14 protein-coding genes are annotated in these 13,189 nt (G+C 33.1%); all 14 read left to right on the plus strand.

Annotated features, from left to right (window positions below):
• Positions 1-102: 102 nt before the first annotated feature.
• The 14 genes from hisG (at position 103) to P8625_RS02890 (ending at position 13,159) form a co-directional block, all read left to right on the plus strand.
• Complete coding sequence (gene hisG, locus P8625_RS02825; protein WP_279651987.1) at positions 103-960, plus strand: ATP phosphoribosyltransferase; 858 nt, start codon at positions 103-105, stop codon at positions 958-960.
• A 10-nt stretch (positions 961-970) separates the two neighbouring features.
• Positions 971-2,260 carry a histidinol dehydrogenase gene (hisD, locus tag P8625_RS02830; RefSeq protein ID WP_279651988.1) on the plus strand — a complete coding sequence of 430 codons (1,290 nt, stop codon included), beginning with the start codon at positions 971-973 and terminating at the stop codon, positions 2,258-2,260.
• On the plus strand, positions 2,253-3,311 hold the full coding sequence (gene hisC, locus P8625_RS02835) for a histidinol-phosphate transaminase (protein ID WP_279651989.1): 1,059 nt from the start codon (positions 2,253-2,255) through the stop codon (positions 3,309-3,311). Before hisD ends, hisC begins: the two co-directional genes overlap by 8 nt.
• 14 nt (positions 3,312-3,325) lie before the next feature.
• Positions 3,326-4,459 (plus strand): bifunctional histidinol-phosphatase/imidazoleglycerol-phosphate dehydratase HisB, encoded by a 1,134-nt coding sequence (gene hisB, locus P8625_RS02840; RefSeq protein ID WP_279651990.1) that lies wholly within the window; start codon positions 3,326-3,328, stop codon positions 4,457-4,459.
• Between the two features lie 85 nt (positions 4,460-4,544).
• On the plus strand, positions 4,545-5,129 hold the full coding sequence (gene hisH / locus P8625_RS02845) for an imidazole glycerol phosphate synthase subunit HisH (protein WP_279651991.1): 585 nt from the start codon (positions 4,545-4,547) through the stop codon (positions 5,127-5,129).
• A 131-nt stretch (positions 5,130-5,260) separates the two neighbouring features.
• Positions 5,261-5,977 (plus strand): 1-(5-phosphoribosyl)-5-[(5-phosphoribosylamino)methylideneamino]imidazole-4-carboxamide isomerase, encoded by a 717-nt coding sequence (gene hisA, locus P8625_RS02850; protein ID WP_279651992.1) that lies wholly within the window; start codon positions 5,261-5,263, stop codon positions 5,975-5,977.
• A 3-nt stretch (positions 5,978-5,980) separates the two neighbouring features.
• Positions 5,981-6,739, plus strand: a complete 759-nt coding sequence (hisF, locus tag P8625_RS02855; protein WP_279651993.1) for an imidazole glycerol phosphate synthase subunit HisF — start codon at positions 5,981-5,983, stop codon at positions 6,737-6,739.
• On the plus strand, positions 6,730-7,314 hold the full coding sequence (gene hisIE, locus P8625_RS02860) for a bifunctional phosphoribosyl-AMP cyclohydrolase/phosphoribosyl-ATP diphosphatase HisIE (RefSeq protein ID WP_279651994.1): 585 nt from the start codon (positions 6,730-6,732) through the stop codon (positions 7,312-7,314). Before hisF ends, hisIE begins: the two co-directional genes overlap by 10 nt.
• Positions 7,315-7,546: 232 nt before the next feature.
• On the plus strand, positions 7,547-8,626 hold the full coding sequence (locus tag P8625_RS02865) for a class I SAM-dependent methyltransferase (protein WP_279651995.1): 1,080 nt from the start codon (positions 7,547-7,549) through the stop codon (positions 8,624-8,626).
• Between the two features lie 175 nt (positions 8,627-8,801).
• A complete protein-coding gene (locus tag P8625_RS02870; RefSeq protein ID WP_279651996.1) occupies positions 8,802-9,476 on the plus strand; it encodes a type 1 glutamine amidotransferase domain-containing protein in 675 nt (224 codons plus the stop codon).
• Between the two features lie 222 nt (positions 9,477-9,698).
• Complete coding sequence (locus P8625_RS02875) at positions 9,699-9,875, plus strand: hypothetical protein (RefSeq protein ID WP_279651997.1); 177 nt, start codon at positions 9,699-9,701, stop codon at positions 9,873-9,875.
• A gap of 41 nt (positions 9,876-9,916) precedes the next feature.
• Positions 9,917-10,102, plus strand: coding sequence for a hypothetical protein (locus tag P8625_RS02880; protein ID WP_279651998.1), 186 nt, complete (start codon positions 9,917-9,919; stop codon positions 10,100-10,102).
• A gap of 638 nt (positions 10,103-10,740) precedes the next feature.
• Complete coding sequence (locus P8625_RS02885) at positions 10,741-11,658, plus strand: hypothetical protein (protein ID WP_279651999.1); 918 nt, start codon at positions 10,741-10,743, stop codon at positions 11,656-11,658.
• A 925-nt stretch (positions 11,659-12,583) separates the two neighbouring features.
• Positions 12,584-13,159 (plus strand): hypothetical protein, encoded by a 576-nt coding sequence (locus tag P8625_RS02890; RefSeq protein ID WP_279652000.1) that lies wholly within the window; start codon positions 12,584-12,586, stop codon positions 13,157-13,159.
• The last annotated feature ends 30 nt before the right edge of the window (positions 13,160-13,189 follow it).

A 13,189-nucleotide genomic window follows, 5' to 3' on the forward strand; every position in this document is an offset into this window, starting at 1 on the left:
TATATTTAAAACCCGTTTGAGTAAATCAGATGGGTTTTTTGTTTCTAAGGCGCCAGAAAAATTAACCTCCAAAGATTTACTCAAACACATTTAAAAAACAACATGAGTAAATTAAAAATAGCCATACAAAAATCGGGAAGACTGAATGAAGATTCGTTACAAATTTTAAAAGACTGCGGAATCGCTGTTGATAACGGTAAAGACCAATTAAAAGCTTCAGCGAGTAACTTTCCTCTAGAAATATTTTATCTAAGAAATGGAGACATTCCACAGTATCTAAAAGATGGAGTGGTAGACGCAGCCATTTTAGGAGAAAATTTATTAATTGAAAAAGGTCCAGAAATTGAGTTTATTGAAAAACTTGGATTTTCAAAATGCAAAGTATCTTTAGCCATTCCGAAAAATGAAGAGTATACAGGAATTAGCTACTTTCAGAATAAAAAAATAGCGACTTCATACCCAAATACCGTTGTAAAATTTTTAAAAGAAAAAAATATAGAGGCACAACTCCATATTATCAATGGTTCTGTTGAAATAGCTCCAAATATAGGATTGGCTGACGGGATTTGTGATATTGTTTCGAGCGGTTCTACCTTATTTAAAAACAATTTAAAAGAAGTAGCGGTTTTATTAAAATCGGAAGCGGTATTGGCGGTTTCGCCTAAAATACAAGAGGCTCAACAAGAAATACTCAACAAGTTACAATTTAGACTTCAATCAGTTTTAAAAGCAAGACAATCAAGATACGTTTTATTGAATGCACCGAACGATAAACTCGAAAAAATTATTGATATTTTACCCGGAATGCGTAGCCCAACAGTACTTCCTTTAGCAGAAGAAGGGTGGAGTTCTGTACACTCAGTATTGAATAAAAATCAGTTTTGGGAAATTATAGACGAGTTAAAAAACAATGGGGCAGAAGGTATTTTAGTTTGCCCGATAGAAAAAATGGTAATTTAAAAAGCATCCAATGAAAATCATCAAAAGACCATTACCAGAAACTTGGAGCTCATTGTGTAAAAGAGCTACCATAAATGAAAATAGCTTACAAGAAACTGTGGCATCTATACTCAAAGAGGTAAAACAAAATAAAGATACAGCGCTAAAAAAATACACCCAATTGTTTGACGGAGTCGCTTTAGATGCTATAGAAGTTTCAGAAGAAGAGCTAAAAGAAGCAGAAAGTTTAGTAGCTAGTGAGTTAAAGTCGGCCATACAATTGGCTAAAAAGAATATTGAAACCTTTCATACTTCTCAAAAAGAAACGGCTAAAAAAGTAACTACAACAAACGGAGTTACTTGCTGGAGAAAAAGCGTAGCTATTGAAAAGGTTGGTTTGTATATTCCTGGTGGCTCTGCACCCTTATTTTCTACCATTTTAATGTTAGGAATTCCAGCAAAAATAGCGGGCTGTAAAGAAATTGTGTTATGTACACCAACCAATAAAGAAGGGAAAATCAATCCAGCTATTTTATATACAGCTTCTTTAGTAGGAGTCACTAAAATTTTTAAAGTTGGAGGAGCACAAGCTATTGGAGCGATGGCATACGGAACAGAAACTATTCCGCAAGTATATAAAATTTTAGGACCAGGAAATCAGTATGTAACCAAAGCAAAAGAATTGGTGCAACAACAGGGTGTTGCTATTGATATGCCCGCAGGCCCTAGTGAAGTTCTCGTAATTGCCGATGAAACTTCCAATCCCGAATTTGTGGCCGCTGATTTATTATCACAAGCAGAGCACGGAGCTGATAGTCAGGCTGTTTTAGTGACCACTTCTAACGAGGTCGCTGAAAATATAGTAACCGAACTGAACCAACAATTAGACAAATTACCTAGAAAAGAATTGGCTAAAAAAGCAATTGAAAATAGTTTTGCTGTGGTGTTAAGTTCAAAAGAAGCGTGTATTGACTTTAGTAACTCTTATGCACCAGAACATTTGATTATTGCTTCGGAACAAGCGTATAAATATATTGACGGAATCATCAATGCAGGCTCGGTATTTTTAGGAAATTATAGTTGTGAAAGTGCAGGCGATTATGCAAGTGGCACCAATCATACCTTACCTACCAACGGTTATGCAAAAAGCTACAGTGGGGTTTCATTAGATAGTTTTGTAAAAAAAATCACCTTTCAAGAAGTCACCCAAGAAGGCATAGAAAACATAGGAGAGGCGATAGAACTAATGGCGGAAGCAGAAGGTTTACAAGCTCATAAAAATGCGATTACGGTTAGATTAAAAGAAATTAGAAATGTTTAGTTTAGAAAAAATAGTACGTCCAAACATCCAACAGTTAAAAGCATATTCTTCGGCGAGAGATGAGTTTAAAGGAACTGCCGAGGTTTATTTAGATGCCAATGAAAATCCATTCGGAACCTTAAATCGATATCCAGATCCGCAACAGGTAACTATTAAAGAACGATTATCTGTAATCAAAGGAGTGGATAAAAACCAAATTTTTATAGGGAATGGAAGTGACGAAGTCATCGATTTAGCCTTTCGTATTTTTTGCAACCCAGGAAAAGACAAAGCGTTAACGTTTACGCCGTCTTATGGTATGTATCACGTTTCTGCAGCCGTTAACGATGTTACGCTAATTGAATTGCCATTAACCGAAGACTTTGAGATAGATAAAAATTCTTTAGAAGACTATATAAAAGATGAGAATCTAAAGTTGATTTTTATTTGCTCACCGAACAATCCGACAGGAAATTGTTTCAGTAAAGAAACGATTGAGTTTATTCTTGATACATTTAGAGGAATTGTAATTATTGACGAAGCCTATATTGATTTTAGCGAAAAAGAATCTTTTGTAAGTCAGTTAACAAACTATCCTAATTTAGTTGTGAGTCAGACCTTCAGTAAAGCTTGGGGCTTGGCGAGTGTGCGAGTTGGGGTAGCGTACGCAAATTCAGCAATTATTGAGCTGTATAACAAAGTAAAACCGCCTTATAATGTAAGCGCCTTAAACCAAGAAGCAGTGCTAAAAAAGTTAGATAACCTGGCAGAGTTTGAAATCGAGAAAAATTGTATTCTGAATGAAAAAGAAAAACTAGAAAAAAAGTTACAAGAAATAACATTCATAAAAAAAGTATATCCTTCAGAAGCTAATTTTATACTTATTAAAGTCACCAATGCAAATGAAGTGTACAACCAATTAGTACGTCAAAAAATTATTACTAGAAACAGGAATAATCTTGTAAATAATTGCATACGAATTACCATAGGAAGCGAAAAAGAAAACACAAAATTAATAGAAGCACTTCGAGAACTGAGCGTTACACCCAGTGAAGTTGAGAACTCACTTTAAATTTTATAACTACGATGAAAAAAGTATTATTTATAGATAGAGACGGTACCCTAATTAAAGAACCCGCCGACGAACAAACAGATTCGTTTGAGAAATTACAATTTTACCCAAAAGTTTTTCAAGGATTAAGTAAGATAGCCAAAGAACTCAATTTTGAACTGGTTCTAGTAACCAACCAAGACGGATTAGGAACAGAGGTATATCCAGAAAGCACCTTTTGGCCAGTACACAACTTTATAATGAACACCTTGAAAGAAGAAGGTATTGAGTTTTCAGAAGAGCTTATTGATCGCACTTTCGCTAAAGACAATCAACCTACTAGAAAACCGAATACAGGGTTGCTTACCAAATATTTTTCTGAAGCATACGACTTGAAGAATTCCTTTGTCATAGGAGATCGTTTAACCGATGTAGAATTGGCTAAAAACTTAGGAAGTAAGGCTATTTATATCAATGATGAAACCTTTTTAGGTGTAGATGAGATTACGGTAAAAAGAGCAGAATTAGATGAGTTTATTGCTCTTGAAAGCAACGATTGGAATGCTATTTATGAGTTTTTAAAGTTAGAAGACCGTTCTGCTTCCATAGAGAGAAACACCAATGAAACCCAAATAAAAATAGCAGTAAACTTAGATGGAACAGGAAAAAGTAATATTGATACTGGGATTGCTTTTTTCGACCACATGCTAGACCAAATAGCGCGTCATGGTCAAATGGATTTGAACATTCAAGTAACGGGCGATTTAGAAGTAGATGAACATCATACAATTGAAGATACTGCCATAGCCTTAGGAGAAGTGTTTTACAAAGCATTAGAAAACAAATTAGGAATCGAGCGTTACGGATTTTGTTTACCGATGGATGATTGTTTGGCACAAGTAGCAATTGATTTTGGCGGAAGAAACTGGTTGGTTTGGGAAGCTGATTTCAAACGAGAAATGATAGGAAAAATGCCTACGGAAATGTTTTATCACTTCTTTAAATCGTTTACCGACGGAGCCAAATGTAATTTGAATATCAAGGCAGAAGGAACGAATGAGCACCATAAAATAGAAGCTATTTTCAAAGCATTTGCAAAAGCCATCAAAGTTGCCGTTAAAAGAGATGTTGACAAGATGATTTTACCATCGACAAAAGGACTTCTATAAATAATTAAGAATTTAAAATTATGAATTACTTACTACGTGTAAAAATTTAATTCGTAATTGAAAAATCCTAATTTATAATAAAAATATGATAGCGATTATAAAATACAATGCAGGCAACATACGATCGGTACAAAATGCGCTCACACGTTTGGGGTATGAAAGTATAATTACCGATAATCCAGCAGAAATAACATCAGCCGATAAAGTAATATTTCCAGGAGTAGGAGAGGCGCGTTCGGCGATGGCATATTTAAGAGAAAGAAACTTGGATAAATTAATTGTTTCTTTACAACAACCAGTGCTAGGAATTTGCTTGGGATTACAATTAATGTGCAAATCTTCTGAAGAGGGAGATACCAAATGTTTGGGAATTTTTAATGCACAAACAAAGCAATTTCCACCCAAAGAAAAAGTTCCTCACATGGGATGGAATAATTTTTCAGAATTGAAATCAGCAGCATTGCTAAAAAATATAACCCTCAATGATGATGTGTATTACGTACATGGATATTATGCCGAAGTATGTGAAAACACAGTGGCGACTTGCGATTATATCCTTCCTTTTAGTACCATTATGCAACGCGATAATTTTTACGCCATGCAATTTCATCCAGAGAAATCAGCCGATGTAGGGACGCAATTATTGAAGAATTTTTTAGAACTAAGTTAATCAAGAGCCAAGAACCAAGAGTCAAGAACCAAGAAACAAGAAACAAGAAACAAGAGCTAAGAAACAAGAGCTAAGAAACAAGAGCCAAGAAACTAGAAACAACAACCAACAGCCAAATTAGAGTAAGAGTCATGAGAATTATACCCGCCATAGATATCATAGAAGGAAAGTGTGTACGCCTAACCAAGGGCGACTACGATACAAAAAAAATATACAATGAGAATCCGTTAGAAATAGCAAAAGAATTTGAGGCAAACGGAATTCAATATTTGCATTTAGTTGATTTAGACGGAGCGAAGTCTAGTAGAATTATCAACCACAAAGTATTAGAACAACTAGCTACAAAAACAAATTTAAAAATCGACTTCGGTGGTGGCTTAAAGTCAGATGAAGATATTCGCATCGCTTTTGAAAGTGGTGCCTCTCAAATTACAGGAGGCAGCATTGCCGTGAAAGACCCCGATACATTTACCGGATGGCTTACCCAATACGGAAGCGATAAAATAATTTTAGGAGCCGATTGTAAGAATCGAAAAATAGCCACCAACGGATGGCTAGAAACTTCAGAAATCGACGTGGTGGACTTTATAAAAAAATATCAAAAAACAGGAGTTACGAATGTTATTTGTACAGATGTAGCCAAAGATGGCATGTTACAAGGGGCGTCGGTAGATTTGTATTTAGAAATACTGAGTAAAACGACTGTAAATCTTATCGCTAGTGGAGGCGTAGCGCAGATGAGCGATTTACACCGCTTAAAAGAAATAGGTTGTGAAGGAGCTATAGTAGGAAAAGCCATCTATGAAGGAAATATCAGTCTAAAAGAATTACAAGAATTTATAAGCTAAACCATGTTAAAAAAAAGAATCATACCCTGTTTAGATATAAAAAACGGACGAACTGTAAAAGGAGTTAATTTTGTAGATATTAGAGATGCAGGCGATCCAGTTGAGTTGGCAAAACAATATGTAAAGCAAGGAGCAGACGAGTTGGTATTTTTAGATATTACAGCGACTTTAGAGAATAGAAAAACGTTGGTAGCATTGGTTAAAAAAATTGCTCAAGAAATTAATATTCCATTTACTGTTGGTGGAGGAATTAGTACTGTTGAAGATGCTGTAGCATTAATACAAGCAGGAGCCGATAAAGTGAGTATCAACTCTTCCGCAGTTAAAAATCCGCAACTCATCACCGATTTAAAAAACCGATTTGGGAGTCAGTTTGTGGTAGTTGCTATAGATAGTAAATTTGTAAACGGAAGTTGGAAAGTGTTTACCAAAGGAGGCACTTTTGAAACAGAAGTCGAAACCGTTCGTTGGGCGAAAGAAGTAGAACGATTAGGCGCAGGTGAGATTTTATTAACATCCATGAATAGTGATGGAACTAAAAACGGATTTGATATTGACGTAACCAAAGCAGTGAGTTCTGCCGTAAATATTCCTGTCATAGCCTCAGGAGGCGCTGGAAAAGTAGCCCATTTTACAGAAGTTTTTACAAAAACTGAAGCCAGTGCCGGATTGGCAGCGAGTATTTTCCACTTTGGAGAAATACCCATACCAACCCTAAAAAATGAATTAAAAAAACAAAACATAGCCATACGATGCATATAGATTTTACAAAAGGAAATGGACTCGTTCCAGTCGTAATTCAACACCATACCACCTTGCAAGTGTTAATGCTAGGATACATGAATGAAGCAGCTTTTACTAAAACACAAAAAGAAGGAAAAGTTACTTTTTATAGCCGAAGTAAAAGCAGGCTGTGGACAAAAGGTGAGGAGTCTGGGAATTTTTTATGGGTAAAAGATATTCAGGTCGATTGTGATCATGATACTGTATTAATAAAAGCAACTCCTGTCGGTCCAACTTGCCACAAAGGAACCACTTCATGCTTTGCCGAAGAGACCTCTAAAGGCTTTTTATACGAGTTAGAAAGCGTTATTGCCGACCGAATAGATAATGATATAGAAAGCTCATACACCAATAAACTCTTTAAAAGAGGGATAAATAAAGTAGCTCAAAAAGTAGGAGAGGAAGCTGTAGAAGTCGTTATTGAAGCAAAAGATAATAACGACGAACTATTTAAAAATGAAGCAGCCGATTTGTTATATCACTATTTAATTTTGTTAAAAGCCAAAGGTTTTACACTAACGGATATTGAAGAAGTTTTAAAAAAGCGACATTAAAAATAGCGAAGGCAGGTGTTTAATGATGATGTGCTAGTGTTACTAATAATAATTGATTTAGCACCTATAGACTCAACCAACATGGTTTTTTCTGTAGATTTCAAAGTCATTTTCACAGTTTTGCAATAAAACAAACTCGATTGTCTATTTTTGCATTATGAAAGAAGCCTTACACCAATTTTTTACCGAGTTTCAAGCCAGTTTACAAAAAAATAATTTTGTTAAATTAACCTTGAGTAAACCAATTCATAAAAGTGAAGAACTCGCTAATGTATATGTGCGTCAAATTGAATTAAGAGGAGAAAACCATTTTCAGTTTTTATATCGATACAAAACAAACGATCAAACAAAAAACTATTCATTTGAAGAAAGCGTTGAAGAATTAACCCATTTACTTTCAGAAAAGTTTCGGGCGGTAACATTATTTACGCTAGAAAACGATTTGTTAGTGTTTATTTCTAAAAAGAAAAAAGTAAGTTATAAAACTACCCAGCCTAGTTTTAAGAACAAACTCCCTGAAACCCATGATAAACCCAAGGAGAAAAGAGCTAAAAATAGCGACTATTTATACCATTTAGGAGTAACTGATAAAGAAGGAAAAGTAATTCCTAAGATGGCAGATAAATACCGTCAAATCAACAAGTATTTAGAAATTATAGAGGCACAAATACAAGCGGTTACCTTACCTGAACATATTAATATAGTAGATATGGGCTCAGGAAAAGGGTATTTAACCTTTGCCCTGTACGATTATTTAGTCAATCAAAAAGGATATACGGCAAGTGTAACCGGCATTGAATTGCGACAAAACTTGGTTGACTATTGCAATACGATTGCTAAAAAATGTGGGTTTAAAGGATTGCTTTTTGTAGCACAACCTATACAAGAGTATGATAGCAATAAAATAGATATTTTAATCGCACTGCATGCTTGCGATACTGCTACAGATGATGCAATTTACAAAGGCTTAGTATCAAAAGCAGCGTTGATTATTTGCGCTCCGTGTTGTCACAAACAAATTCGTCAACAAGTAAAAGGAAAAGAGCAGGAGAGTCCCTTATTAAAATATGGAATTTTTAAAGAACGTCAGTTTGAAATGGTTACAGATACTATTCGTGCACTAATTTTGGAAAAAAATAATTACACTACGAAGGTTTTTGAATTTATTAGTAATGAGCATACCCGTAAAAATGTAATGCTGATAGGTGCAAAATCCTCAAAAAAAATAGATAAAAAACGTATTGAGACTAAAATTTCAGACTTAAAAAACAGCTATCAGATAGAAGAACATTATTTAGAAACACTACTTTAATATTCAATTCCCAATGTAAAAGTTTCCCTTTGTAAAGAACTTTACCTGAATAAGTAATGAGTATAAATGCAAAAGAATACAATATAAACGGTATTCATTTGCCCTTTTTTGCCATATATTGATTTTTTACAGACTTTATGTGTTAATTTTGAGATAACTTTAAAACAGCAATCATATGAAAAAAGTAGTATTTGTATTAACAAGTCATGGAGAACTAGGAGATACAGGAAAAAAAACAGGATTTTGGATTGAAGAATTTGCAGCTCCCTATTATTTGTTGAAGGACAAAGGAGTCGATATCACCTTAGCCTCTCCGAAAGGAGGACAACCACCAATTGACCCAAAGAGTAACGAACCAGATGCGCAAACCCCAGCTACACGTCGCTTTAATGAAGACGAAGAGTTACAAGCTATCTTGGCAAACACCATGAAGTTGAGCGAAGTTAAAGAAGCTGATTACGACGCCATTTTTTACCCAGGAGGTCATGGTCCTTTATGGGATTTATCTGAAAGTAAAGATTCTGCGGCTTTAATTGAAGCATTTTATACAAACAATAAGGCAGTAGCAGCTGTATGCCATGCGCCTATTGTATTCAAAGAAGCGAAAATAGATGGAGAACCTCTTGTTAAAGGAAAGAAAGTAACAGGTTTTTCGAATTCAGAAGAAAAAGCCTCGAATTTAGTATCTGTCGTACCCTTTTTAGTGGAAGATGAACTAAAAAAGGATGGAGGAATTTATAGTAAAACAGAAAATTGGCAAGAACACGTTGTTGAAGATGGTCTTCTAATTACAGGACAAAATCCAGCATCATCAGAACTAGTAGCAGAAAAATTATTGGCAAAGTTATAATTAAGCAGTAAAGCGTCAAGTTATTAAATATGGCTAGAGGTTAATCCCAAAGCTTCGGGAGCTTGTACGCTGTTTTTAAGCATGGCATATTAGATCTTTTATGGTCTTAAGATTTGTTTATTAATTTTAGTTAAATAAGGCTTTTCCTTACTTTTTTTACGTTTTTTTTACGTTTCTTTAATTATTGAATACCTAGTTTTGATAAACTTTAAATTTCAAATTATGTTAAAGAACATTTCAAATCTTGGTCAGACTTTAAGTAAAGGTCAACAACAGTCTATTAATGGTGGTGGTTACTATTGTTTTATCTACAGTTTCAGTGATTTAGTTCGTTGTAGTGAACTTGGTGGAGAAATTGTTTATTGCGCACCACATGTCGAATGTGCTGCAGAGATTTAATTATCAAACACCTAGTTTTCATAAATTTTAAATTTCAAATTATGTTAAAGAATATCTTAAACTTAGGAACTACTTTAAACAAAACTGAACAACTATCAATTAACGGAGGGAATACTGATCCTGAATGCCCAACACCTAACCCTGCTTTAGGTTGCTATACAGGAGGGCCTTTTTACTGTAATATTCACGGTCTTCCTATCTGTGTTCCTTTAGATGAAAACGTTTAAACATTAAGCGAACTTCGGTTCGCTTTTTTTTCTCCTGTTTATTTCATGACTACAAATAGATATAAAACGCTAATGTGTTAATTATATATACAACAGTTTCTTAAAAAAAATTATTCTAAAAGCTTCTTCTACAACTATAATGGAATACGCTTTTTGCTGAAAGGGCAGAGGAGTGGTAGCAAAATGTGTATGAAATGGATTAGTATGCCAAAATGCTATAGGACTGTCATTTAATGATTTTTTAACGCTTTCGTCAGTAAATATTTAGTAAAAACGCATAAAAAATGCCATAATGTCCTAAATAAGACATTTGGCATGAGTTTTGTGCTAAATTCAACTATTGTTTGTTGCAATTAAAACAAGTAAATAATTCTAATTCTAGAGGCTTAGGACCTTTATCTATTAGCGATTTATAAGTTTTAAAAGTTTATTTAAAGATAATTTTCCATGTTATCAGTGTGCAAATATAAAAATAAATTGTTAATAACAATGTTAAAATAAATATAAATTAAAAATTTCATATCCTAGAAAGTAAATTTTGAAATATCAAGAAACATAAAAAAGCAAATAAGTGCTTTTATTAAATAAGTATTAACAATAGTGTTAATGCGTAACAATTTTAAAACATATATAGAGATATGAATATATCAGAATATTATAAGTTAGGATATCAACAACAAAAATTAGACTTTGTTGATATCAAATTAAATACAGACAACTTATTGTTTGTAGATCCAAGGTTGATAGAAAGCTTGGGAACACCTTTAGCGAAAAAAATGCAAAAGCATTTAGAAGTTTTCTGGGGTGAATTACTGAAAAACGTAAAACAAAAATCTTTTAGTAGTGCAGATTACTTATTATCAGGATTAAGTGAGCCTAATGAAACAAGATTGGGTTATGCGTTTAATAAGGATTATGGAAATTCAGTTGGAAATAAATTAAGACAAAGAATATCGGACACAATTTACAATAATATAGCAGTAAAAACAGGTGTTTTAAGCCACTTTGCCGATATTGAATTGTTTTTTGAAGATATTAGTTCTGACAGAATTTCTGATATTACAACTAAAATTATTAAATCTGTTTTAATTGAGTTTACTCAAGAGCAATGTAGGATTCATAAAATACCTATGAAGAACTTTGTACAGAAAGACATTTTTGATATTAATACGCTAAAATGGTTGAATAAAAAAGTTGAACTACCTGAATACTTTGGTAAGCCAATAATTTTTGTGCCTAAAAATATTGTTAGATTAGAAAATTCAGCAGGAAAAAATGTAAGTTGTTTTTATAGATATGCAATAAGACAATTTGTAAGCAACGATACCGAAATGCTAAAGGATGTGAGTCCTACAGGTAAAGATGGTAAAATACTTATAAGGGATATTAAGTCTCAATATCCTTTGTCTAAAGTATCTTTGACTAATTGGACGATCCATTTTGGTAAACTATTAGTTGATTATAAAACAGATCATTTAAATGGCAGATTAAGAGTCCTAACAGATGATAAAATAATTGAAATCATATATGATGATGGATATTCAGATGTTGGATAGGTAATTGAAGTAGTTTAAGGCAGGCTTAAATGCCTGCTTTAAAACTAAAATTATTATTAAATTATAAAATATTTCCTATTGATGTTAGGAATGAAAAGACTGAACAGAAACGGGTTCGATTCCTGTATGCTCCACTAGAATACAAGTTAAATGGGGCATTAGTAGATTTGGCTAGAACGGTTCTTTAATATAACAAAAAACCACCATAAAGGTGGTTTTTTGCATTTACTAATGGTTTTGTTGGCCTTATAAAATTTTGGTTAAAACAATAGGCGAATGAGCGTGCATATTTTAGAGGGCTAGCAATAGATACTCTTAATAATCTCAGAATTTTAAAGCAAGTTCTAAGCAATCTTGAAACGTTCCAATGTTTTCTAAAATATAGCGAATGAGCCTTATATTGTTTCCAAAGGTTTGTGCAGCCTTGATTTTTTTGTTTCTTTTTGTATCAAGACAAAAAGAAATGCAAACTCTAAAAATGTTTAATTATAGTTCTATAGTGAACAAGTGTATAGAAATTTTAAAGCGTGGATTTGAGCCAGGGAAAATTTTATACTCTTGTGGCAAGCTTACGAGAATCGTCTAAAATTTTTTATTACGTGCATTTTATCGAATACACGATTATCATATGCTTAGAATAGAATTACAACTGTCAAATAGAATCTAAAACGATAAGCCGTAATTTCTTTTAACATAATTGTTGACGATATAGACCTAAAGGCGCTATATCTACAATTATGTGTAAATAGCCTGAAATACGGCTATACAGAAATTACTACATAAATGTACTATAATTAATATTATAGAAATAGAAATTTCCAATTATTTAAGGTGTTAACGTATTTTTAAGACAACTTCGCCTACACCTGCCCCTTTTATTTTCCAAATATCTTTGTAACTTTTTTCTCAAAATAGAAAGAGAAAAATGTCAATTAATTTTAGTATAAAAGATTACCGTGACTACTGTCATGAGCCACACAAAAAGAAGCCTTATTTTTTAACTGTTAATTCTAACGGTGAAAGGTTTTATTTTTCTAACAAGAAAAAGGCTGAAAGATGGCTTTCAAAGTTTTCAAAAGAATCTACCGAATTATACAAAGAGCTTGGTTCTTATTTATCTTCTCTCTACGAATTAAATATCTCATGTGTTGATATTATTAGCTTTGTCAATTTTCAGAAAAAGCGAAATGATATAGATTATTATTGTGAGAGATATTGGAGGGTTTTAAGGGGTTATACTTCAGGTATTGCTGTTGAGATAGGTACAGAGCTTTACAAGCTTTTTAATTTTATCCAATCTCAACAGGAATTTTACAGAAAGTTATTAAGGTCTCATAATAGATATAACTTAAAATATCACTCAATCAGAGTTCAAATAAAGCAATTAAAAAGGTTAAAAACAGATTTTGATTTGTTGCTTACTGATGTAGACGGTATGAAAAAGGTTACTAAAACAGATGTTGATATCATTCATTCAGAACTTATTTTAGATATAGCTTAGTTTGTGAAATGAACATAAAATAAAAATTTT

The organism is Tenacibaculum tangerinum, from assembly GCF_029853675.1.
In the GTDB taxonomy this organism is placed as follows: Bacteria; Bacteroidota; Bacteroidia; order Flavobacteriales; family Flavobacteriaceae; genus Polaribacter; species Polaribacter tangerinum_A.